Origin of the sequence: Vibrio sp. ED002, from assembly GCF_023277445.1 — a bacterium.
Taxonomy (GTDB): domain Bacteria; phylum Pseudomonadota; class Gammaproteobacteria; order Enterobacterales; family Vibrionaceae; genus Vibrio; species Vibrio jasicida.
Map to the genome: position 1 here is coordinate 1,015,838 of NZ_CP080238.1, position 23,358 is coordinate 1,039,195.

Annotated in this window: 24 protein-coding genes, 1 riboswitch and 1 other annotated feature; of the genes, 8 read left to right on the forward strand and 16 right to left on the reverse strand. The window is 44.6% G+C overall.

Features of this window, described 5'->3' with window-relative positions; all coding sequences use genetic code 11:
• Nucleotides 1–5: 5 nt before the first annotated feature.
• Both ITG12_RS04760 and cysS read right to left on the reverse strand, forming a co-directional pair.
• On the reverse strand, nt 6–584 hold the full coding sequence (locus ITG12_RS04760) for a thymidine kinase (RefSeq protein ID WP_038867139.1): 579 nt from the start codon (nt 582–584) through the stop codon (nt 6–8).
• Between the two features lie 87 nt (nt 585–671).
• Nucleotides 672–2,054 (reverse strand): cysteine--tRNA ligase, encoded by a 1,383-nt coding sequence (gene cysS / locus ITG12_RS04765; protein ID WP_038867137.1) that lies wholly within the window; start codon nt 2,052–2,054, stop codon nt 672–674.
• A 204-nt stretch (nt 2,055–2,258) separates the two neighbouring features.
• On the opposite strand from cysS, the gene ITG12_RS04770 reads away from it, so the two are divergent.
• From ITG12_RS04770 to ITG12_RS04785, 4 genes are all read left to right on the forward strand, one after another.
• Nucleotides 2,259–2,753, forward strand: coding sequence for a peptidylprolyl isomerase (locus ITG12_RS04770; RefSeq protein WP_038867134.1), 495 nt, complete (start codon nt 2,259–2,261; stop codon nt 2,751–2,753).
• Nucleotides 2,754–2,811: 58 nt separating this feature from the next.
• Nucleotides 2,812–3,549, forward strand: a complete 738-nt coding sequence (gene lpxH, locus ITG12_RS04775; protein ID WP_038881441.1) for a UDP-2,3-diacylglucosamine diphosphatase — start codon at nt 2,812–2,814, stop codon at nt 3,547–3,549.
• 99 nt (nt 3,550–3,648) lie between these two features.
• Nucleotides 3,649–4,863, forward strand: a complete 1,215-nt coding sequence (locus ITG12_RS04780; RefSeq protein WP_038867130.1) for an EAL domain-containing protein — start codon at nt 3,649–3,651, stop codon at nt 4,861–4,863.
• Nucleotides 4,864–4,950: 87 nt separating this feature from the next.
• Nucleotides 4,951–5,460 (forward strand): YchJ family protein, encoded by a 510-nt coding sequence (locus ITG12_RS04785; protein WP_063344748.1) that lies wholly within the window; start codon nt 4,951–4,953, stop codon nt 5,458–5,460.
• Between the two features lie 281 nt (nt 5,461–5,741).
• On the opposite strand, the gene hisIE is transcribed toward ITG12_RS04785, so the two are convergent.
• The 9 genes from hisIE to tet(35) form a co-directional block, all read right to left on the reverse strand.
• Nucleotides 5,742–6,377, reverse strand: a complete 636-nt coding sequence (hisIE, locus tag ITG12_RS04790) for a bifunctional phosphoribosyl-AMP cyclohydrolase/phosphoribosyl-ATP diphosphatase HisIE (RefSeq protein ID WP_038867126.1) — start codon at nt 6,375–6,377, stop codon at nt 5,742–5,744.
• Nucleotides 6,374–7,147 carry an imidazole glycerol phosphate synthase subunit HisF gene (gene hisF, locus ITG12_RS04795; RefSeq protein ID WP_004749837.1) on the reverse strand — a complete coding sequence of 258 codons (774 nt, stop codon included), beginning with the start codon at nt 7,145–7,147 and terminating at the stop codon, nt 6,374–6,376. Before hisF ends, hisIE begins: the two co-directional genes overlap by 4 nt.
• On the reverse strand, nt 7,129–7,866 hold the full coding sequence (hisA, locus tag ITG12_RS04800; RefSeq protein WP_038881445.1) for a 1-(5-phosphoribosyl)-5-[(5-phosphoribosylamino)methylideneamino]imidazole-4-carboxamide isomerase: 738 nt from the start codon (nt 7,864–7,866) through the stop codon (nt 7,129–7,131). Before hisA ends, hisF begins: the two co-directional genes overlap by 19 nt.
• 12 nt (nt 7,867–7,878) lie before the next feature.
• A complete protein-coding gene (gene hisH / locus ITG12_RS04805) occupies nt 7,879–8,493 on the reverse strand; it encodes an imidazole glycerol phosphate synthase subunit HisH (protein WP_038867122.1) in 615 nt (204 codons plus the stop codon).
• A 26-nt stretch (nt 8,494–8,519) separates the two neighbouring features.
• Nucleotides 8,520–9,593, reverse strand: coding sequence for a bifunctional histidinol-phosphatase/imidazoleglycerol-phosphate dehydratase HisB (gene hisB / locus ITG12_RS04810; RefSeq protein WP_038881446.1), 1,074 nt, complete (start codon nt 9,591–9,593; stop codon nt 8,520–8,522).
• Nucleotides 9,594–9,664: 71 nt separating this feature from the next.
• On the reverse strand, nt 9,665–10,705 hold the full coding sequence (gene hisC / locus ITG12_RS04815) for a histidinol-phosphate transaminase (protein WP_038881448.1): 1,041 nt from the start codon (nt 10,703–10,705) through the stop codon (nt 9,665–9,667).
• 12 nt (nt 10,706–10,717) lie between these two features.
• Complete coding sequence (gene hisD, locus ITG12_RS04820) at nt 10,718–12,028, reverse strand: histidinol dehydrogenase (protein ID WP_038881450.1); 1,311 nt, start codon at nt 12,026–12,028, stop codon at nt 10,718–10,720.
• Between the two features lie 5 nt (nt 12,029–12,033).
• Nucleotides 12,034–12,930, reverse strand: coding sequence for an ATP phosphoribosyltransferase (hisG, locus tag ITG12_RS04825; protein WP_038867112.1), 897 nt, complete (start codon nt 12,928–12,930; stop codon nt 12,034–12,036).
• A gap of 53 nt (nt 12,931–12,983) precedes the next feature.
• Nucleotides 12,984–13,122: a sequence feature (His leader region), on the reverse strand.
• 180 nt (nt 13,123–13,302) lie between these two features.
• Nucleotides 13,303–14,904: a tetracycline efflux Na+/H+ antiporter family transporter Tet(35) gene (gene tet(35) / locus ITG12_RS04830; RefSeq protein WP_038881452.1), complete on the reverse strand. Its 1,602-nt coding sequence runs from the start codon at nt 14,902–14,904 to the stop codon at nt 13,303–13,305.
• Nucleotides 14,905–15,013: 109 nt separating this feature from the next.
• Nucleotides 15,014–15,194: riboswitch (Lysine riboswitch) on the reverse strand.
• Nucleotides 15,195–15,793: 599 nt separating this feature from the next.
• On the opposite strand from tet(35), the gene ITG12_RS04835 reads away from it, so the two are divergent.
• Nucleotides 15,794–16,201, forward strand: coding sequence for an H-NS family nucleoid-associated regulatory protein (locus ITG12_RS04835; protein ID WP_038867108.1), 408 nt, complete (start codon nt 15,794–15,796; stop codon nt 16,199–16,201).
• Nucleotides 16,202–16,334: 133 nt separating this feature from the next.
• Here ITG12_RS04835 and ITG12_RS04840 read toward each other — a convergent pair whose 3' ends face one another.
• On the reverse strand, nt 16,335–17,639 hold the full coding sequence (locus tag ITG12_RS04840) for an inosine/guanosine kinase (RefSeq protein WP_038881454.1): 1,305 nt from the start codon (nt 17,637–17,639) through the stop codon (nt 16,335–16,337).
• Between the two features lie 116 nt (nt 17,640–17,755).
• Entirely contained in the window at nt 17,756–18,025 is a 270-nt protein-coding gene (locus tag ITG12_RS04845) for a hypothetical protein (RefSeq protein WP_038867102.1), read from the reverse strand.
• 190 nt (nt 18,026–18,215) lie between these two features.
• On the opposite strand from ITG12_RS04845, the gene mnmA reads away from it, so the two are divergent.
• From mnmA to purB, 3 genes are all read left to right on the forward strand, one after another.
• A complete protein-coding gene (gene mnmA, locus ITG12_RS04850; protein WP_038867100.1) occupies nt 18,216–19,358 on the forward strand; it encodes a tRNA 2-thiouridine(34) synthase MnmA in 1,143 nt (380 codons plus the stop codon).
• A gap of 10 nt (nt 19,359–19,368) precedes the next feature.
• A complete protein-coding gene (gene hflD / locus ITG12_RS04855) occupies nt 19,369–19,986 on the forward strand; it encodes a high frequency lysogenization protein HflD (protein ID WP_038867098.1) in 618 nt (205 codons plus the stop codon).
• 153 nt (nt 19,987–20,139) lie between these two features.
• On the forward strand, nt 20,140–21,510 hold the full coding sequence (purB, locus tag ITG12_RS04860; RefSeq protein WP_038867096.1) for an adenylosuccinate lyase: 1,371 nt from the start codon (nt 20,140–20,142) through the stop codon (nt 21,508–21,510).
• A 252-nt stretch (nt 21,511–21,762) separates the two neighbouring features.
• Here the strand turns inward: purB and ITG12_RS04865 are convergent, their stop codons facing one another.
• Genes ITG12_RS04865 through ITG12_RS04875 form a run of 3 tightly spaced genes read right to left on the reverse strand, consistent with a single transcriptional unit; the run spans nt 21,763 to nt 23,355 of the window.
• On the reverse strand, nt 21,763–22,281 hold the full coding sequence (locus ITG12_RS04865; protein WP_038867167.1) for a DUF3833 domain-containing protein: 519 nt from the start codon (nt 22,279–22,281) through the stop codon (nt 21,763–21,765).
• Nucleotides 22,282–22,298: 17 nt separating this feature from the next.
• Nucleotides 22,299–22,883, reverse strand: coding sequence for a chalcone isomerase family protein (locus ITG12_RS04870; protein WP_248873768.1), 585 nt, complete (start codon nt 22,881–22,883; stop codon nt 22,299–22,301).
• Nucleotides 22,843–23,355: a DUF2878 domain-containing protein gene (locus tag ITG12_RS04875; RefSeq protein ID WP_045403484.1), complete on the reverse strand. Its 513-nt coding sequence runs from the start codon at nt 23,353–23,355 to the stop codon at nt 22,843–22,845. Before ITG12_RS04875 ends, ITG12_RS04870 begins: the two co-directional genes overlap by 41 nt.
• Nucleotides 23,356–23,358: the final 3 nt, after the last annotated feature.

Consider the following 23,358-nt stretch of genomic DNA (forward strand, 5'->3'; position numbering starts at 1 on the left):
GCCGTTTACTTGCCAAGTGCTTCTTTGTAGTGTTGGCGACAAACCGATACATAGCTGTCATTCCCACCAATAGCAACTTGATCGCCTTCTTTGATAGCAACGCCGCTTTCGTCAGTACGAATCACCATATTTGCTTTACGGCCACAGTGACAGATAGTTTTTAATTCGACCAATTTGTCAGCCCAAGACAATAGGTACTTGCTGCCTTCAAAAAGTTCGCCAAGAAAATCGGTACGAAGGCCATAACAAAGTACTGGAATATGAAGCTTATCAACTACCTCAGTTAGTTGGTAAACCTGTTCTTTTGACAAGAACTGACATTCATCAACCAAAATACAGTGGCGTTTTTCCACTTCATTCAGTGCAGCGATTTCTTGATATAGGTTGGAATCATGACGGAACAGCTGTGCGTCTGATTGCAAACCAATACGTGAACTTACCTTGCCAACACCGTAGCGATCATCAAGTGCCGCAGTGAAAATCACTGGCGTCATACCGCGCTCTTGGTAGTTGAAAGAAGATTGAAGAAGAGTCGTTGATTTACCCGCGTTCATCGCCGAGTAATAGAAATACATCTGAGCCACAGAGCACTACCTTCGTTAAAGTTTAGAATTTATAAAAGCTTGTAAAGAAAAGGGCTGAATCATCAGCCCCTTTTTAAGATTCAATCGTTATTTACGACGCCACGTTGTGCCTTCCGGCCCGTCTTCTAGAACGATACCCATTTCAGTCAGCTTGTCACGAGCCATATCTGCGTTAGCCCAGTCTTTCGCTGCACGAGAATCGTTACGTAGCTTAATTAGTGCTTCGATTTCAGCCACTTCATCGTCGTCACCTGCATCACCTTTTAGGAACGCTTCTGGATCTTGGTGAAGAATACCGATCACGTCAGCCAGTTCACGCATTAGCGCACCTAGCTCGCTCGCTTTCTCTAGATTTTCTGTCTTCAGACGGTTTACTTCACGCGCCATGTCAAACAGTACCGAGTAAGCTTCTGGCGTGTTGAAGTCATCATTCATCGCTGCTGTATAGCGAGTTACGTACTCTTCACCACCGGCTGGCGCAGCATTTAGATCCAGACCACGTAGAGATGTGTATAGACGCTCAAGAGACGCGCGTGCTTGGTTTAGGTTATCTTCGCTGTAGTTTAGCTGGCTACGGTAGTGACCAGACATTAGGAAGTAACGAACTGTCTCAGCATCGTAATGACCTAGAACGTCACGAATAGTAAAGAAGTTACCTAGAGACTTAGACATCTTCTCACGATCTACCATTACCATGCCGCTGTGCATCCATGTGTTCACGTATTGCGTGTCATGAGCGCAGCATGATTGCGCGATTTCGTTCTCGTGGTGTGGGAACTGAAGGTCAGAACCGCCGCCATGAATATCGAAATGGTTGCCTAGGATTGACGAGTTCATCGCAGAACATTCGATGTGCCAACCTGGACGACCCGCGCCCCATGGCGATTCCCATGTTGGTTCACCCGGTTTAGACATCTTCCAAAGTACGAAGTCTAACGGGCTGCGTTTTGCAGTTTCGATATCAACACGAGCACCAGCTTGAAGCTGATCAAGGTCTTGCTTAGACAGCTTGCCGTATTCGTTGAACTTACCTACTTCAAACATTACGTCGCCATTGTCTGCAACGTAAGCAAAACCACGCTCGATTAGTTTTTCAACCAGCTCGATGATTTCTGCGATAAATTCAGTTGCACGAGGCTCAACGTCCGGACGCTTCATGTTTAGTGCATCAAAGTCCGCATGCATTTCGCCGATTAAACGTTCAGTCAGAGAATCACAAGACTCACCATTTTCTGCCGCACGCTTGATAATTTTGTCATCAATATCAGTGATATTACGTACAAATGTTAGATCGTAACCTAGGTAACGAAGGTAGCGAGACACAACGTCAAAAGAAACAAACGTACGACCGTGACCAATGTGACAGAGATCGTAAATGGTAACTCCACAGACATACATGCCAACTTTGCCGGCTGTAATTGGTTTGAATTCCTCTTTCTGTCTTGTCAGTGTGTTATATATCTTTAACATGATCTCTATCTATGCTTGTGAATGAATTACGAGAAGAAGGAGTATATCAACTCCGACCTTATTAGGTAATAGCAATTAACGGATAAAACGATAATCGGCTAAACTTCAAGCACAAAGCGTATATTTTGATGATCCTGAGTTTTCCATGCGTATTAACTTAGGCTAGAATCCCTCTTTGAATACAACATAGTAAAGGAAAGTAGCATGATCACCCTTCACACTAATTTTGGTGACATCAAGATTCAACTAAACGAAGAGAAAGCGCCAGAAACAAGCGCAAACTTCCTTCAGTACTGCCGCGACGGTTTCTACGACAACACACTTTTCCACCGTGTTATTGATGGCTTCATGATCCAAGGTGGCGGTATGGAGTCTGGTCTACGTGAAAAAGCGTCACGTGCACCTATCAAGAACGAAGCAAACAACGGTCTTAGCAACAAAGTGGGTACACTTGCTATGGCACGTACTATGGAGCCGCATTCAGCAAGCTCTCAGTTCTTCATCAACGTAAACAACAACACGTTCCTAGACTTCCGTAGCGAAAGCCTTGATGGTTGGGGTTACTGTGTATTCGGTGAAGTAATCGAAGGCATGGACATCGTAAACAAGATCAAAGGCGTTAGCACTGGTTCTTACGGCATGCACCAAGACGTACCTCTAGAAGACGTAACGATCACTGGTACAACAATCGAAGAGTAATTCATACGAATTACCAAAGAGATAAGTTAGTGGGGAGGCATCGCCTCCCCTTATTTCTATGACGACATTATTTATATCTGATCTTCACCTCGCCCCTTCCCGTCCGGACATTACCGAATGCTTCGAGACTTTTATGCGAACAGAAGCCATCAAGGCTGAAGCCCTGTACGTACTTGGTGACTTATTCGAATTCTGGGTTGGCGATGATGATAACACCCCTTTTGCAGACCAAATCCGTGCGGAATTTAAAACACTAACGGATATGGGCGTCCCTGTTTATTTTATCCAAGGTAACCGAGACTTCTTATTGGGCAAACGCTTTTGTAAGGAAACGGGCATCACATTACTCGACGACGTGTGCACGATTGATCTTTACGGCCAAAAAGCCGTCATTTTGCACGGCGACACCCTTTGCATTGACGACATCAAATACCAAGAGTTTCGCAAGACGGTTCACAAACCTTGGTTACAATGGCTTTTTAATCGTATTCCATGGTTTGTTAAAAAAAGAATTGTCTCTAAAGTTCAATCGAATATTCGCGATGACAAAAAGACTAAGTCTCTCGATATCATGGATGTGAACCAAGGTGAAGTTGAACACGTGCTGTCTCAGAATTGCGTCAACCTGATGATTCATGGACACACTCATCGCCCAAATACACATTTTTTCGAGCTAAATGGTGTTAAAACCACTCGCATTGTCTTAGGTGATTGGTATACCCAAGGCTCAGTTTTACAAGTAAATTCTGGTGGTTTTGACCTTCAAACACGGCCGTTTCACACAGAAATGAAGTAAAGCCTGCCAAGCATGTAAAAGATTGACGCTCAAAGCATAGAAATTTTGCAGAAAATCGCTATCATCGTAATACTAAGTTAAACAGAACATAATACCGCATTGAAGTATTCATACGTAGCTCGCCAACCGATTCTGGATAGAGAAAAACGTACCATTGGGTACGAGCTTCTCTTTCGTGACGGTCCGAAAAATACCTTCCCAGAAGTAGAACCTGAGCTGGCTACTAGTCGACTTCTATCTGATCATTTCCTATCAACGCACTACAGCACGCTGGGCGATAAACTTGGCTTTGTTAACTTTCCCTACCAAAGCTTAGTTAACCTTGTGCCAACTTTATTCCCAAATGAATCCTTAGTGGTTGAAGTTCTCGAAGACTGTGAACCGACGGATGAGTTGTTGAATGCCATTAAACACCTTCATGCTTCTGGCTATCGCGTAGCGTTAGATGACTTTGTTCCAACCAAAGCTTGGAAACGCTTCTTACCTTACGTCGCTATCATCAAATTCGACATTCGCTTAGTGCCGATAGACAAGGCCGCCATTTATATTCAAGCCCTGTCTCATTTTGATATTGATTTCTTGGCCGAGAAAGTTGAAACCTATGAAGAATTCGAGCAAGCAATGGACGCGGGTTTTAACTATTTTCAAGGGTACTTTTTTAGCAAACCAGAAATGATTCAGAAGAAACGCCTCAATCCAGCGTTTCTAACGGTGATTCAGTTGTGTAAAGAAATTGCCGACAAGCCGATTAACTTTAACGAAGTCGAGCGTTTATTCTCTATCGACGTCACGCTGTCGTACAAGCTTCTGACTTATGTCAATTCTGGCTACACGCTCACCACTAAGATCAAATCTTTCCGTCAAGCATTGGTTTATCTAGGCGAAGAACGTTTAAGACGCTTTATTTCTCTTGTTGCAATTGCTTCGGTACATGAAGACAAGCCTGACTCTCTATACTCATTAGCGATTCAACGCGCACGTATGTGTGAGATTTTGTTGAGCCAAATGAAAACCAAATATGACCCAGGTCAGGCATTTCTTACTGGGATGTTTTCACTGTTAGGCTCTCTCCTCGACCAACCTCTTGAAGATGTCATCAGTGATATACCTGTCGATGAAGAAATTAAACATGCCTTAACTGGGCACAAAGGTGTTTTGGGTTACCTTCTCTCAATGATCATCGCTTACGAGAAAGCAGATTGGGAAATGACAGAGAAATACTGTACCGCCCTAAAACTCACTGAGCCACAATTAGCCAAAGCGTTTAGCCAATCCACGGCTTGGGCTCAAGAACTGCTGTCTCAAACGCCCTAAACGGCTATAATGCCCCAAAGAATACCTGCAACCTCACTTATGTGAGGTTGTTTGTTTTTACCGCTTAATTAATCGAGATTTCATTTTATGGCTTCTTCTTGTCCTTGCGGCTCTAACCGCACCTACCAACAGTGTTGTGAAATTGCCCACAATAACCATGCTGACGTCACCACTCCAGAGCAGTTAATGCGCTCTCGTTACAGTGCACATGTGTTAGGTCTAGTGGATTACGTGGTGAACACGTACCACCCAAGCTGTAATGCAGAAGAGCAACGTGAAGGCATTGCCCAATCCATCGAAAGCGATTGGTGCAAGCTTGAGGTAGTAAAAGCCGAAGCGAGTAGCAACGAGAATGAAGGTTTTGTTGAATTCAACGCTTACTTTGACGAAGACGGCAAACGCTACTGCATGACCGAGCGTTCTCGTTTCGTGAAAGAAGATGGGCTTTGGTACTACATTGACGGCACATTTCCAGAAGACGAGAAAGAGCCTGAACAAGATCCTCGCTTAAGCCAACCGGTAAGCAGCCTAAAGGTCGGTCGTAACGATCCGTGTATCTGTGGAAGCGGTAAGAAATTTAAGAAGTGTTGTGGGTAATCGCACCCACGCCTAGCTTATTAAGCCTGCTTTAATGAGATTCCTGATCTCGCCTAGGCTCGTCGGAATGACGTAAAGTGTTCTTCGATTTGAAATAAGTAACGCAGTCTCAAGTACCATTACAAAGTATATCGTCATTCTCAACAGCGAAGCACGAGCATGACTCAGAACCTAATCACCGTGGGTTCTGCTGTCAGGTTTCCCCACCGAATCAAGAATATTAGATTAAAAAAGCCCCTAGACTCTTGAGCCATAGGGGCTTTCATTTATTTATAACAGGCTTATTTATGACGCTCTTTCAGTTTATTCACTACGTCATTCATCGATAGACCTTGGTCTTGAAGCAATACCATTAAGTGGTAAATCAAGTCTGCCGATTCACACACTAACTCCGCCTTATCGCCCGACGTCGCCGCAAGCGCGACTTCAACGCCTTCTTCGCCCACTTTTTGCGAAATACGCTTGGTGCCACGGGCATAAAGACTGGCAGTATAAGAGGAATCTGGGTCGGCACTCTTGCGGGCAGCCAATAGCTGCTCAAGTTGATGAAGCCACACCATTTGTGACTCCTCTTGAGGGTCCACATCCCAGCAAGTTGTGTTACCCAAGTGACACGTAGGACCAATGGGATTCACTTTCACCAGTAGCGTATCGTTGTCACAATCGAGCTGAATGTTCACCAATTGCAATACGTTGCCAGAGGTTTCACCTTTCGTCCAAAGACGTTGCTTGGTACGAGAGAAAAACGTCACTTGACCCGTTTCGCCCGTTCTTGCCAACGCATCTTGGTTCATGTAACCCATCATCAGCACTTGGCTTGATTGGAAATCTTGTACGATGGCAGGTACCAGACCATCCACCTTTTCCCAGTTGATTCGCTCAGCTAGCGAACTTACTTCGGCGGCTTTCACACTCATAGTCGTACCTCAATGCCTTGTTGTTTCAAATACTGCTTTAGTTCACCAATATTGATGACTTGCTTGTGGAATACCGATGCGGCAAGCGCACCATCCACATTTGCTTTTTGGTAGGCTTCTGCGAAATGCTCCATGGCACCTGCACCGCCCGATGCAATCAATGGTACGTTACACACTTCACGCACCATATTAAGTTGTTCAATATCGTAGCCGTTACGCACGCCGTCTTGGTTCATCATGTTCAATACGATTTCACCAGCGCCACGCTTTTGTACTTCTTGCACCCAATCACGTGTTTCCCATTGAGTTGCTTTGGTGCGTTCTTCATCACCAGTAAACTGGTAAACCTGATACTTGCCCGTCTCTTTGTCGTAGTATGAATCGATGCCAACAACGATACATTGAACGCCAAATTTATCAGCTAGGTCAGTAATCAGCTGCGGATTTGCCAATGCAGGTGAGTTGATAGACACCTTGTCTGCACCAAACTCAAGAATGCGCGCTGCATCTTCCGCTGATTTAATACCACCAGCCACACAGAAAGGAATATCAATCACTTCAGCAACGCGAGCGACCCAACTTTTATCTACGACACGACCATCACTTGAAGCGGTAATATCGTAGAACACAAGCTCGTCAGCGCCCTCTTCAGCATAACGCTGTGCCAGAGGAACGATGTCGCCAATGATTTCGTGATTACGGAACTGAACGCCCTTTACCACTTGTCCATCACGAACATCAAGACATGGAATTATTCGCTTTGCCAACATGCAAACGCCTCCTCTGCTGTGAACTTACCATCTAACAATGCACGACCAACAATCACGCCAGCCACACCGCTGCCTTTTAGTGCTTCGATATCCGCTAATGAACCGATGCCGCCTGAAGATTGGAACTGCACTTGTGGGTACTGTTTACATAGGTCGATATAAAGCTCTACGTTTGAGCCTTCTAGCGTACCGTCACGAGAAATGTCAGTACAAAGCACGTGCTGCAAACCTACCGTTAAGTAATCGTTGATCAGAGCTTCGATGGTCACGCCTGAGTCTTCTTGCCAACCAGAGATCGCCACTTTACGCGTGCCATCTTGATCGATGTTGATGTCTAGCGCGAGAACGATTTTCTCTGCGCCGTATTTTTCCATCCAACCTTTCACAAGCTCTTGCTGTTTTACTGCTGTTGAGCCAACGACAACACGCTGCGCACCGGCTTCTAACAGATCAATCACGTCTTGCTCTGTACGCACACCACCACCGATTTGGATGTTCGCTGGTGTGCTTGCTAGTAGCTTTGCAATCAAATCAAGTTGGCGTGCTGTCGTGTCTTTCGCGCCAGTTAAATCCACCAAGTGCAGCCAGTTAGCACCCGCTTGGTGGTACAAGTTGAACTGCTCTGCTGGGTCGACTTTGTACTCGGTTACTTGGCCGTAATCACCTTGATAAAGGCGAACCACCTGTCCTTCAATTAAATCAAGAGCTGGAATAATCACACTAAATCCCTTTTATAATTCTAAGAAGTTTTGAATAAGCTTCGCGCCCGCTTTTGAAGAACGCTCAGGGTGGAATTGTACGCCGTAGTAGTTACCGCTTTGTACTGCTGCTGTGAACGGGTTACCGTATTCACATTGAGCAATCGTGTAATCTCCAACAGGCATTGCAAAGCTGTGCACGAAGTAGAAATACTCTCCTTCTTCAATACCTTTGAAAAGTGGATTACCTGCTTTTGCAGACACTGTATTCCAACCCATATGCGGCAGTGGCAAATCGCCAGTTTGTAGTAGCTTCACTTCGCCATCACAAAGTCCAAGACACTCAACCAACTCATCGGCTTTCTGCCCTTTCTCTTGAGACACTTTGCCCAACAGTTGCATGCCTAAACAGATACCTAACAGCGGCTTTTCTACCTGTTTTACCAAGCTGATCAGATCGCGCTCTTCTAGGTTTTTCATCGCTTCGCTAGCGGTTCCCACGCCCGGTAGGAATAGCTTATCTGCCGACAATACAACTTGCGGATCTTTTGAAATTGTTACGTCATAGCCTAGGCGTTCAATAGCAAACTTCACCGAAGAGACGTTGGCACAGCCAGTATCGATAATGACAACTTTCTGTTCTGTCACTGTTTTTCTCCTTGCTAAGGTTAGCCTTAAAGCACGCCTTTACTACTTGGTAGCTCAGTGCCTTCTACTTTGATTGCTTGGCGCAAAGTACGACCAAACGCTTTAAACAAGCTTTCAATGATGTGGTGATCATTGTTGCCCGCAGAAGACAGGTGCAGCGTACACGCTAATGTGTCAGTCAGAGAGCGGAAGAAGTGAACCACCATCTCTGTTGAAAGATCACCTACTTGCTCACGGCTAAACTGCGCGTCGAACTTGAGGTAAGGACGACCAGATAGGTCTAGTGCACATTGTGCTAAACACTCATCCATTGGAAGGCTAAAGCCAAAGCGACCAATACCACGTTTGTCACCCAGTGCTTCTTTCAACGCTTGACCCAACGCAAGAGCGGTATCTTCTACTGTGTGGTGATCATCAATGTGCAGGTCACCTTCCACTTTGCACACCATTTGGAATCCACCGTGCGTCGCGATTTGATCCAGCATGTGGTCAAAGAAGCCAAGACCTGTAGAAATATCGTTACCGCCTTGCTCATCAAGATTAACGAATACTTTGATGTCTGTTTCTTTTGTGGTGCGAACCACTTCAGCAACGCGAGCCTTCACTGTGAGATCTTTGAGGATCTGTTTCCAACCCATGGTTTCTGGGTTGTATTGAATGCCACGAATTGCCATGTTTTCTGCAAGTTGAAGATCGGTTTGACGATCGCCAATCACAACGGAGTTTTGGAAATCAACTTTGCCACCTTGAAGGTAATCTTTTACCAAGCCTAATTTAGGCTTACGGCAAGAGCAGTTATCTTCATCGAAGTGAGGACAAATCAGCACGTCATCAAACTTCACACCCTGAGATTCAAAAATCTCCATCATCATATTGTGTGGAGCATCAAAATCTTCTTGTGGGTAGCTGTCAGTACCTAAACCATCTTGGTTCGTTACCATCACTAGACGGTATCCAGCGTCCTGCAACGACAACAGGCTTGGGATAACAAATGGCTCTAGCTTTAGTTTGTCTAAACGGTCTACTTGAAAATCAATCGGCGGCTCAACAATTAAGGTGCCATCACGATCAATAAAAAGGATTTTTTGTTGTTTGCTCACTCGAGAACTTCCTTATTGCTATTCTTTTGGCGCTCCCGCTATTGAGCGAGAGCGATTAACTTTATCTCTACTTATGCGTAGTAGTTTCTAATAAATCCAAGCGTTTTTTCGCACTCGTCGCGGTTACCCACGCTGATACGCACACAGTCTTCGATTGGCGAGTTACGCAGGATAATCCCCGTATCCCAAGCTGCTTTGAAAACATCATCGCCATCTGGGAATTTCACCAATAGGTAGTTACCCCATCCTTCAAAAACTTCCAAACCCGGAATCATTGAAAGGCCAACTTGCAAGTAAGCACGGTTCGCGTTCAAATCGAGCACTTGGAACTTCGCTCGCGCTAAACCAGCTTCCGAAAGCGCCTGAGTCGCAATTTCTGCCACTGGTACTGGTACTGGATACGGTGCGATAACTTTAAGAAGTACATTAATCAGCTCTTCGTTCGCAAGCGTAAATCCACAACGCAGACCAGCAAGCGCGAAAGCTTTCGACAGAGTACGCAAAATCGCAAGGTTCGGGTATTGCGCCAGTAAGTCTACCGTTGAAGCTTCAGGGCAAAAATCAATGTACGCTTCGTCCATCACCACGATTGCACGGTCTTTTGTCATTTCTAGTAGAGAGACGATGTCTTCACGCTTGACCAAGTTACCTGTTGGGTTGTTTGGTGAACATACGAAAACCAATTTGACGTTATCCAGATTGGCTTCGATGCCTGCAAGGTCTAGTTGCCAATCTGACGTTAGCGGCACGGTTTTACGCTCGACACCAATGGTTTCTGCGCTGATAGCGTACATACCGTAAGTCGGTGGACAGTATAAAATCGCATCTTCACCCGGCTCACAGAATGCACGAATCAGTAATTCAATACCTTCATCTGCACCACGAGAAGTCAGCGTTTGTTCTGGTTTTACACCCGCATAGGCTGCGTAAGCAGAAATCAGTTCTTTAGGCTGACATTCGCTGTAACGATTAAGGCGAGCGAAGTCTGTTTTGTATTCATTGTTAAATGGCGATTCGTTGGCGTTCAGCCATACGTCACCTGTACCACCAATTCGACGAGCCGACATATAAGGGGTAAGTTGTTGGACTTGTTTGCGCGCTAGCTTTTCCATCTCAATATCCTCTTACTTAGCTGCCAGTTTTTCTGTGCGGGTTAGTTTCTCAGTACGGATTGTTACTGCACGTTTGTGCGCATCCAGACCTTCTGCTTCCGCCATCGTTACCACTGTTGGCGCAAGGTTCTTTAGACCATCAGCAGACAGTTCTTGAACCGTCATGCGCTTGGAGAAATCAGCCAAACCTAAGCTTGAATACGTGCGTGTGTAACCGTAAGTAGGAAGAACGTGGTTCGTGCCCGATGCGTAATCACCTGCTGATTCAGGCGACCAATCACCTAGGAAGATAGAACCTGCGTTATCTAATAGAGGTAGAAGCTCACGAGGGTTCTTAGTCTGAACAATTAAGTGCTCAGGACCGTAGTAATTTGAAATCGAAATAGATTGAGTGAGAGACTCAGCAATAATAATCAAGCTTGACGCCAATGCTTGCTCGGCGATCTCCGCACGAGATAGCTCCTTAAGCTGACGTTGAACCGCATCCGTCACTTGATCCGCAATAACAGGAGAAGGCGTAACAAGTACCACTTGAGAGTCAGGACCGTGCTCTGCTTGGCTCAAAAGATCCGCAGCGATAAAGTCTGCATCTGCGGTTTCATCGGCAATCACAAGCACTTCAGATGGGCCAGCAGGCATATCAATCGCAGCACCGCGGAAATCATTGCTAACCTGACGTTTTGCTTCCGTCACATAAGCGTTACCTGGACCAAAGATCTTATCAACTTTAGATACAGTCTCTGTGCCATAAGCCATTGCAGCGACGGCTTGGCCACCACCAACGTTGTACACTTCATCAATGCCGCACAGTTTAGCTACGTACAGAATCTCGTCAGCGATTGGCGGTGGAGAGCAAAGCACCACTTTACGACAACCTGCAATTTTTGCAGGAACACCGAGCATTAGAACAGTCGAAGGCAATGGCGCACTACCGCCAGGAATGTACAAACCCACTTTTTGAATTGGGCGCGTTACCTGCTCACAAAGGACACCCGGCTGAGTTTCTACTTTAATTGGTTGTGGCTTTTGTGCTTTATGAAACTTCGAGATGTTTGCATAAGCTTGCTCAAGCGCGCCTTTCATCTTTTCAGAAAGGCGAGCAGACGCCTCATCGATTTCTTGAGCTGATACACGAATGGATTCCGGCTTCACACGGTCAAACTTCTCAGTCAGCTCCAATAATGCAGCATCACCCTCTTTACGAACTTTTGCGATTACTTCAGAAACCGCAGCAGTGATGTTTGCGCCTTCTGCGATTGCCGGACGTTCTAGAATCGAGTCTTGTTGAGTTTCACTCAGCGATTGCCATACAACTGTTCTCATTGCGATTACTCCATCATTTTTTCAATTGGTAGTACCAGAATTGAGCTCGCACCCAGTTCCTTTAGCTGTTCCATGGTTTCCCAGAACAGGTTTTCAGTACTTACCAAATGAACCGCAACTTTTTGCTTGTCAGCAGATAGAGGCAATACCGTTGGGTCTTCTGCACCCGGTAATAGAGACTTAATTTGCTCAAGCTTCTCAGCAGGCGCATGTAGCATGATGTATTTTGATTCTTTTGCTTGCTGCACGCCTTGCATACGAGTCAATAGCTTATCGATAAGCGCAACTTTATCGGCGTCAAACTCACCTTTGCGTTGAATTAACGTTGCCTTCGACTTAAAGATAACTTCGGCTTCTTTTAGACCATTGGCTTCTAGCGTAGCGCCAGTAGAAACCAAGTCAGCGATAGCATCTGCTAGACCAGCTCGAGGCGCAACTTCTACAGAGCCAGTCAGCATACAAGTTGAGAACGGTACACCCGCTTCATCCATGTAAGCTTTTAGCAGTTGCGGGTACGTGGTTGCGATGCGTTTGCCTGCTAGATCTTGAGGACCGTTATATTCTTCGTCTTTGTCGATTGCGATAGACAAACGGCAGCCGCCAAAATCAAGACGACGAAGCTGAACAAAATCGTAAGGTTCGCCCAAAGCTTTACGGTCTAAACGAACTTCTTCTAATTCATTCTCACCAATAAAACCTAGGTCAACAACACCATCCATAATTAAACCTGGGATGTCATCATCGCGAACTAATAACAAATCAATGGGCATATTTTCAGAATGAACGACCAGACGCTCACCCATTACATTGAATTTCACACCACACTTTTTCAATAGAGCTTGGCTCTCTTTACTTAGGCGGCCTTTTTTCTGAATTGCGATTCTTAAGCGTTGTGTTTGCATTGCTTTATCCCTGTGCCAGATTCGATAATCTAAATATTTTATAAACCAGTAAAACTAAAAAACCCTCGAGAGATTTTGGTCTCCCGAGGGTTTGAAATCTGTTTACACTTTGATTTTCACCTCCGGGAGTATCCTGTCTCCCGGGTATGCGCGCATCTCCCGAAAGACTAAATTGGGTGATGATGGTGATGAATGTTCATTACAAAATTGCGCATACTTATTTCAAGGCTCGTCTTAGTTGCTTTGTTAGTAACCACACTAACCAAGCTGATTCTTTTTTTCAACCCTTAATTTTAAAAAAAATCGAATTGTATAATACAAATAAAAAAGGAGGCCGAAGCCCCCTTTTATTTTATTTTAATTATCAAGCAATTAAGCGTTCTGACATGATGCCATTTTTGACTTAGAAAGCCATGACAAAATTGCGCAAACGATAACAAAAGTAATCGACGCAGCAATGAAAGAGAATACGATAGACGCAGTCATACCAAGAGCGATAAAGCCCACGCATGAAACAAGCGCGACTGATAATGCATAAGGCAACTGAGTCGATACGTGATCAATGTGATTACAACGGGCACCTGTCGACGACAGAATGGTCGTATCAGAGATTGGTGAACAGTGGTCACCGAATACCGCACCTGCCAGTACTGCACTCAACATTGGCAGCATAAGCGCTACGTCTGTTGCACCTGCCATGTCGCCCGCGATAGGGAGCATGATACCAAACGTGCCCCACGACGTACCTGTCGAAAACGCCATTAGGCCAGATAGCAAGAATAGGATGACTGGTAGCCAATGCGGATTAATATTGCCCTGAGCCATAGTCGATAGGTAAGAACCTGTCTTCATGTCACCGATAACAGAGCCGATAGTCCAAGCAAACACAAGGATAAGGATCGCACCAAACATTGACTTCGCACCAATCCAAAGTGTGCGGCCAATTTCCGCCATTGGGATGCCTTGCTTAAGTACAGTAAATAGTGCAACCGCAAGGCCCAGCAAGCTACCGTAAACTAAAGAAGTACCTACATCAGTGTTCTCGAACGCACCAAGGAGCGCAAACTCTTTACCGTCAGCGGCTAGGGCCTGCCCACCGGTGTAAAGCATAGAAGCGATCGTAGCAATGATAAGCGTAACGATAGGGAGAACTAGGTCAGAAACTTTACCCTTCTCGCTTTCACGAATATCTAGCTCTTCGTTTAGTTCATGTGCTTCTTGCGTGTCGTTTTCTTTGTCTTTTTCAAAACCACGGCCCTGAGAGGCTGCAATTTCGTGCTCACGCATTTTACCGATATCAAGACCGAACCACGCTACTGCAAATACCATAAGTAGAGCAAATACAGCATAGAAGTTCATTGGAATAAGACGAACATACGCACCGAGTGCTGAGTATTCAGTGATTCCGTGTGACACCAAGATACCGCCGATGATCGTAATGATGTAAGCACCCCAGCTTGAAGCAGGCATAATCACACACATAGGAGCTGCGGTGGAGTCTAGAATGTACGCCAGTTTAGCGCGAGACACATAGAAACGGTCTGTTACTGGACGAGAAATCGCACCAACAGCAAGACTGTTAAAGTAATCGTCGACAAAAATGAACACGCCTAGGAAGGCAGCAAGAAGTTTAGAGCCACGTTTACTTTTAACTCGTGTTTGCGCCCATTCAGCGAAAGCGCGAGTACCACCAGATAGCGTCAATAGCGCCGTTGTCATACCTAAAAGAATTAGGAAACCGACAATACTCATGTTCCAAGTGTTAAGACCGCCGTCTTCAATAAAGACAGAAGAAACTTGAGAACTCACATAACCTATCGTGTTACCGATAGACCAATCATTAAGCAGAATCGCACCAAGTACGATACCTACACCAAGAGAAACTAATACGCGTCGAGTTAAAATCGCCAGTGTCAAAGCGACAATCGGCGGTAGTAACGAAACAGGAGAATGTGCAAAATCTATTAAATTCATGATCTTCAAAAACCAAAGTTTGGCTAGAGATCTACTGCAGACAAGTCACGTAGCATACGGTACGTGCTCATGTTGAACTTAGCGACAGGGAAGCGAACACTCCACCCAACCCTACAGTAGCGCTCCATAGTTTAATGTAAATATACTATGGCAGTGTTGTTCCTTTCAGAGACAACCCCAGCAAGTGGTTTTGATAGGCCACTTACTTCGGCAATCTTCGCCTTCCACTATTATTCATTGGCATCACCCCAATAATAGCTACTCTTCGAGACTGCACCTCTACGGCAACAACAAATAATTAACCATTAATTGTACAAATTAACAACAAATTATCTGCAATATTGCATCAGGTGACAGCCATTGTACTCATGAAGACCTCCAATGCAACACATCAAACTAAATTAAATGAATAAATAATCGCAATTTTGATTTATAAATAGAATGTGAGCCACCTATAGATTGAGCAACTGCAATCACGACAATGCTGTCTTTTATGAAACTTTATTACTACCATCAATTCTTCATGTTTTGTGTTCTAACAATAAATGAAAGAAATATGACATTCGGTTTTCCCTCTTTTCCTACTTTTCTGTCAGATTGAGAGAAATAGAATTCAACATATAAATAAAGAAACCACTAATCGAGAAAAACGCAGTATCTATAATGAAAAAACTGAGGTTAAACTCAATTAAGAATTCATATCTGTAAATTAATATTGCTTTATTACGAAAAAACCCAAGAAATTTAATCTAAATCATGAATTAGCATTTGCACATATGAGAAAGATAAAGTTAAATATAAGGACTCTATGTTTTATTTCTCGTTTAGCATTTAATTAATCGTATCGATAACTAGTGTTGAACCTTTTAACCTATTAATAGGAATCGTTATGTCAGAGCTGACTAAAACACTTCTAAATATCCGTAGCCTTCGTGCATTCTCTCGTGAGCTGACTCTAGAACAATTGGAAGAAGCTCTAGATAAATTAACTATCGTTGTTGAAGAGCGTAAAGAAGCTGAAGAAGCTGACCGCGCAGCACTTGCTGAGCAAGAAGCAAAACTTGCAGCTATCGCTGAGCAAATCGCTCAAGACGGTATCGACGTTGAAGCACTAATCAGTGCACTATCTGGCGAAACGAAGACTAAAGCGAAAGCTAAACGCGCTCCTCGTCCAGCTAAGTACAAGTACACTGACACTAACGGCGAAGAAAAAACTTGGACGGGTCAAGGTCGTACACCTTCATCAATCCAAGAGCAACTTGATGCAGGTAAATCTCTAGACGATTTCCTAATCTAATAAAAGATTTATGAAATTAAAAAAGGTTCCCAAATGGGAACCTTTTTATTTATCTGTAAATAGATACAAAAATGGCGCATTTGGAATGCGCCATTTTTCGTATGCTAGGAATTACCTAATTCAACGTGATTAATTAACGTTCCCAGTATGCTTCTTCCAAACTATCTTCACGCTCCGGCAGGCCGCGAGAAAGACGTGGAGAGTGTTGAACTAACACTTCATAACTTGCACGGTTTGCGTATTTACAAACTTGAGAGAATGAAGAGTAAGTTAAATACTCATTGCTGTGCTTGCTTGAGTTAGGCACATTTTCTTTGTGGTATTTATTTGCCGCCATATCGTGAAGAACTGCAGACAATGCTGCATCACCTGCGCCATTGGTGTTCTTAATTTTTTCTGGGCCACCCATGTATGGAGAGATATGTGAATATACTTTAATTGCATTCTCGCACGTATCTTTCTTCGCTGGGCGACTAAATTCGAAACGGTTAAATTCAGCAATAGAACCAGGAAGTAATGGCAAAGAAGTTTCACGTTTCGCGCTATCTTCAGTGTAACCAGCCATAAATAGGCCAACAGGGCCAGAAGTACAAAGCACTAGATCAGCCCAATCTAACGTTTTATCCGATGCTGCTAGAGGATCAGATTCGCCCGTTAATGCTTCCGCTTCATCTTCATTCATTGCAACAACAGAAACGTTATCGCGAATAAACTCTTGCCAGAATGTAGGGTCATCTTGAATAACGAATTTGGTACCTAGCGTTAATACAACAGGTACATCGTGTTTCTTCGCGTATTCAATCGCACGCATCGTTGCTTCCGGCATTGGGTCGCCTTCTTTACAACGAACAAGGTATGCAGTCAGTACTAAAGCCGACGCACTCTTGAAAATCTTTTCAGGGATATTGTCTGGGTGAAGTTGGTTCATTTGACCTTCGCTGATAGCGAAAGTACGTTCACCGTCTTCAGTAATAAGAGCAAAACAACGACCAATTGCACCCTCAACACCTTGTAGGTAGTTCAGATCCATGCGGCTTGATGTGTTACATAAGTAACGGTAACCGTAGCTGCCGATTTTGATATCTTGGCTCATTACACCCAGAAGCGTTGAGCGGTCATCTGCCAACACAGAATAATTGTGTAGCGTATTACCAATCGTGCCACCTGCATACTCATTGGTAATTAGGCATTCTTCTTTTAATTGTTGATAAAGCGCTTCTGCTGTTGCGTCATCAATTACCAACGAGTGTCCTTTACTCAAACCGTACTTTTCAATCACATCCGTTGTAACTTTCGCCTCAATATCAACCAGAGTCTGATCAATACCAATGATGTGAGTGCGCGTCATCTTTTTGCTTTCTTGTGCTTGGCTCACCAATGGGTCACGAGCATGAACAGGAAAATAGTGCTTCGATTTGCGTTGTCCAGGAAATTTCATATTGTTAGTCTGAGTAAGGGATGAAAAGGAGAACGGATTCTATACCGCTGACAATAAAGCAGCAATAAAAGCGATTATAGCAAACGTTTGCACCCTGCTTTTTATTTTCTAATGCTCTATTCGCCTTCCATGAAACCCAAATCAGGCAGCTGTTCGAGGTGTTCGGTATAGCGCTTTAGATTGAATTCACCTTCATTTTTCATCACATCGAAAATCTCGATAGACATAGCACACGCCATCATCGCAACCGCATCTTCACGTGGTGTGCCAGTCATCATCAAACGCATTAACGTCTCTTTGACTTTAATAGGGTTACCATCTTCAAGTTGATTCTCTACAATTTCAATCAACTCAGCTTCTTGCATAAATTGGTTTTCTTCAGTCATTTGATTTTTCCTCTTGGATTTTTGCCAACTATGCCATATATAACCCTTCTATACTTATCGAATTTAACGCTCACGTTCGTATTTGGATAAATTTAAGCCAAAATCGAAGTGTGATTTCGATCTCGGATCTGTCACCGGTCTGTGGATTCTGTTAGAATCTGCGTCCCGTTTATTTAAGTGGTGTTTAGTAATGTCTGATAACAGCCAAAAGAAAGTCATCGTCGGTATGTCCGGCGGCGTTGATTCATCTGTTTCTGCGTATCTTCTAAAGCAACAAGGCTACCAAGTAGAAGGCCTGTTCATGAAGAACTGGGAAGAAGATGACAACGAAGAATATTGTACAGCAGCAGAAGACCTTGCTGATGCTCAAGCAGTATGTGACAAGCTGGGCATTCACCTACACACCATCAACTTTGCTGCTGAGTACTGGGATAACGTATTTGAGTACTTCCTTGCAGAATACAAAGCTGGTCGTACACCAAATCCAGACATTCTTTGTAACAAAGAAATCAAGTTCAAAGCATTCCTAGAGTTCGCTGATGAAGTGCTTGATGCAGACTACATTGCAATGGGTCACTACGTACGTCGTTCATTCCCAGAGAACGCTTTATCTGGTGAAGAACAGGAAAAACCACAGATGCTACGTGGTCTCGATGGCAACAAAGATCAAAGCTACTTCCTGTACACATTAAGCAACGAGCAAATTGCACGTAGCCTATTCCCTGTTGGTGACCTAGAGAAGCCAGAAGTTCGCCGCATTGCGGAAGAGCAAGATCTAATCACCGCGAAGAAGAAAGACTCGACGGGTATTTGTTTCATCGGTGAGCGCAAGTTCACTGAGTTCCTCGGTAAATACCTACCTGCGCAACCTGGCAACATTGAAACACCAGAAGGCGAAGTGATTGGTCAACACCAAGGCCTGATGTACCACACGCTTGGTCAGCGTAAAGGTCTTCACATCGGTGGACGTAAAGGCGGCGGCGGTAACGAAGACCCATGGTTCGTTGGCGAGAAAGATCTAAAGCGTAATGTTTTGATTGCGGTACAAGGTAAAGACCACCCGATGCTAAAATCAGAAGGTCTACTTGCATCACAACTTCACTGGGTAGATCGTGAGCCAATTCGCGATGTTATGAAGTGCACAGTGAAAACACGTTACCGTCAGGAAGATATTCCTTGTACAATCATCCCTATCGATGATGAGAACATTAAGGTGATCTTTGACGAACCACAAATTGCCGTGACGCCAGGTCAATCGGCCGTGTTCTACAAAGATGACGTGTGCCTAGGTGGCGGCATCATCGAGCAACGCATTAAATATTCTCAAGCTTAGGAGTCGTTACGTGGCGAATACACTTTATGACCGTACTATCGCTTTCGCAGGCATTTGCCAAGCTGTTGCATTGGTTCAACAGGCAGCGAAAGACGGACATTGTGATCAAGATGCCTTTGAAACGTCAATTAACGCCATTATCAATACAAACCCAGCGAACACTATTGGTGTCTTTGGTCGTGAATCCGACTTAAAGCTGGGTCTTGAGTGCTTAGTGAAAGGGATTGATAGCACCCCGTCAGGGAGTGAAGTTACTCGCTACATCATTAGCCTAATGGCATTAGAGCGCAAGCTAACAGGCCGCAACGATGCAATGTCACAACTTGGTGACCGTATCCAAATGGCTCAGCGTCAAACGGAACATTTTGAATTGCTGGACGATCAAATGATCAGCAACCTAGCAAGCATTTACTTGGATGTTGTTAGCCCTATCGGCCCTCGCATTCAAGTTACCGGTACCCCATCCGTGCTGCAACAAACCTCTAACCAACACAAAGTTCGCGCGTTGTTGTTATCAGGTATCCGTAGTGCAGTACTCTGGCGCCAAGTTGGCGGTAAACGTCGCCACTTAATCTTTGGACGCAAAAAGATGGTCGAGCAAGCACAAATTCTTCTTGCTCGTATGTAATAAGGTAATAAATAAGCAGCTCGCGTTTATCGCGAGCTCATTTTTTTCTACCAAAACAAATCCCGCGCAAACGTTTGCGCAATATTCGTGACAATTGCCACAGTTATTGGTATAAAGCTCACGAAATTTAGAAACCCAATTCAGGAGAACATCATGGAACTGTCAGCATTGACTGCTGTTTCACCAGTAGACGGTCGTTACGGAAGCAAGACAATTGCGTTACGCGAAATTTTCAGTGAGTACGGTCTACTTAAGTACCGTACTATCGTTGAAATCCGCTGGCTACAAAAGCTTGCTGCTACTGCTGAAATTGCAGAAGTGCCAGCGTTTAGCACAGAAGCAAACCAATTCCTAGACGACCTTGCTGCAAACTTCTCTGAAGAAGATGCACGCCGTATCAAAGAGATCGAGCGTACAACTAACCACGACGTTAAAGCGGTTGAGTACTTCCTCAAAGAGAAAGTAGCAGACGTTCCTGAACTGCACGCAGTAAACGAGTTCTTCCACTTTGCATGTACTTCTGAAGACATCAACAACACATCACACGCTCTAATGCTTAAAGAAGCGCGTGAAACTGTGATTCTTCCAGAAATTCGCAACCTAATCGACGCAATCAAAGCGCTTGCTGTTGAATACCGCGACATCCCACTTCTGTCTCGTACACACGGCCAGCCAGCTTCTCCATCTACAATGGGTAAAGAAATGGCAAACGTGGCGTACCGTATGGAGCGTCAATTCAAGCAAATCGAAAACGTTGAGATCCTAGCAAAAATCAACGGTGCAGTAGGTAACTACAACGCACACCTTTCTGCTTACCCAGAGCTAGATTGGCACCAGTTCTCTGAAGAGTTCATCACTGAATCTCTAGGCGTAACTTGGAACCCTTACACAACTCAGATCGAGCCTCACGATTACATCGCAGAACTATTCGATGCGGTTGCACGTTTCAATACAATCCTGATTGATTTCGATCGTGACGTTTGGGGTTACATTGCACTAGGCCACTTCAAGCAAAAAACCATTGCTGGTGAGATCGGTTCTTCAACAATGCCTCACAAAGTTAACCCAATCGACTTTGAAAACTCTGAAGGTAACCTAGGCCTTGCGAACGCAGTGTTCGGTCACCTAGCACAGAAACTGCCTATCTCTCGTTGGCAACGTGACCTTACTGACTCTACGGTTCTACGTAACCTTGGCGTTGGTGTTGGCTACGCAATCATCGCTTACACTTCAACGCTAAAAGGCATCAGCAAGCTAGAAGTAAACCGTGAAGCGCTTCTTGCTGAACTCGACAAGAACTGGGAAGTACTAGCAGAGCCAGTGCAAACAGTAATGCGTCGTTACGGCATCGAGAAGCCATACGAGAAGCTAAAAGAGCTGACTCGAGGTAAACGTGTAGACGGCGAAGCAATGCGTAACTTCATTGACGGTCTTGAGCTTCCTGAGCACGAGAAAGCACGCCTGAAAGAGATGACACCAGCGAACTATATCGGTCAAGCAATCGAGCTGACAGACAAGCTGTAAGATTCGGAATTCCAAAAATCGTGAGGGTTGACGTGAAAGCGTCAACCCTTTCTTTATTTTAGGGGTAACAGGCTTCGCCCTACAGAACGCTACGCTTAGGGATAAGGGATAAGACTCGATTATATCCATTCAAAAGGCATCTTTGCCAACACATCCCAAACTTAACTTCCATTTACTGGAATAATAGCGCCCTACTCTCGACTCCCAGAACGAAGCGATCCCAAATCTCGAAGCGCAGCGTTCCTAACTGTTTTATTGCCTCTGGAAGAAAAGAGTAATCGTCCCTACCTCGACCCCGAACTTCTTAATCTTGGTGAGATTAAACACGTGCATTTCATCTTGGCGGTAAAGCCAGTCATCGAACGATACCGTGATAGTTGAATCATCCATTTTCAACTCGAAGTCATATTGCCATTGCAGCGCATTACCCATCTCTTTACCGGTCGCTACACCAATAATGTCGTCCGCTTTCCCTTGATAAGTACCATCTTCGAGTCTGGTAATAACCCATATACGCTGGTCAAGCTCGCCATCATCAAAGACAAAATCTTCCACCAGTGTTAGCTCATTGCCTTTCACTGTACCGACGATGTCAACCTCGAAGCGACGCGTTTGCTTATCGGTGTAATCCTGCACCATTCCCCATGCTTTGACATCACCTTCGAAATAGCCGAACAAATCGAAGGCTGGAGTAGCGGGTTGGTAATTGTCGATATCAGCAGAACACGCGCCAAGCAGTGTTACCGCTGCGACAATCGAAGTTTTTAGAATACGCTTTAGTACTTTCACTACCTTACCTGCCCAATAAGTTGTTTACGAAGTTTAGGAAATTCAGTTTTTGGTGATAACCAAATGGATAGAAACGCATCATTGAGTCGCTCATCCTTAACATAACCAACTATCTGATAAGGCTTGCTGCCCGCTTGTCGATAGATAAGTCGCCCTGTTTTTCCATCAGTGAGGTAGGTAAGCTCATCGCCTTTTTTGATGTTAGGGAACATGGTGTCAAATTTAGAGATCCAAGCCTGACGGTAAGCTTGCGTGAAACCAAGCTTTTGCCATTGTTCATCCGTCACATCAAGAAGTTGCTGCTTGCTAATGTCTCTTTGATAATTAATTTCGAGCGCAAATGGGTGAGGAGAAACGTCATTAGAGACGAGGTACTGTCCGTCTGGCGCTTTCAAGGTTGATTTATAAACATCAAAAACGAACCAAGTAAGTTGTGCTTCTCCAACCGTTTGCCACTGCTGCCACATCGGTAAAGCGCTTGTTCCTGTAATCGTCTGAGCTTGTGAAGGCATCACAAAAAGTAAAGCCGTCATCAACCAACTGTTAGTCAGGTTCTGTTTCCAATTTCTCTTCAAGCTTTTCATTTCCGTATACCCTGAGTATCAAAAGCATTACTAAACACCATTCGACAAACAAAATTGCGAGGGTAATGCTTGTGTTGAATCCAAATTCAACGGCCTGGAGCTTGTAACCAGCAAAGTAGCTCGCTGTTCCTCCGATGCCGCCTACTACTGATACGTAGTTTTTTGGGAAACGGTACAAAATTGACTTGAGTTGGTAGGCATACCAAGAAAATAAAACCCATAAACAGACAAGCCACATGGGCAACCAGACAGTTGGGAATAGGAGCACAGACAATTGCTTGTTCAGAGTGTCAAGTACCAAGCCCATGAACACGACTATGGCAACACTTTTGAGAGCGAAGGGCTCGACTCTCCAACAATACACCAACGTTAGTAACGTAAGCACTAACGTCAGCCATTGCCATTGATAGGTTCCAAGCACGGCGGCGAACCAGCAGAGTTGGAACCATGTTGATGCAATAAACAGTCTCATAAA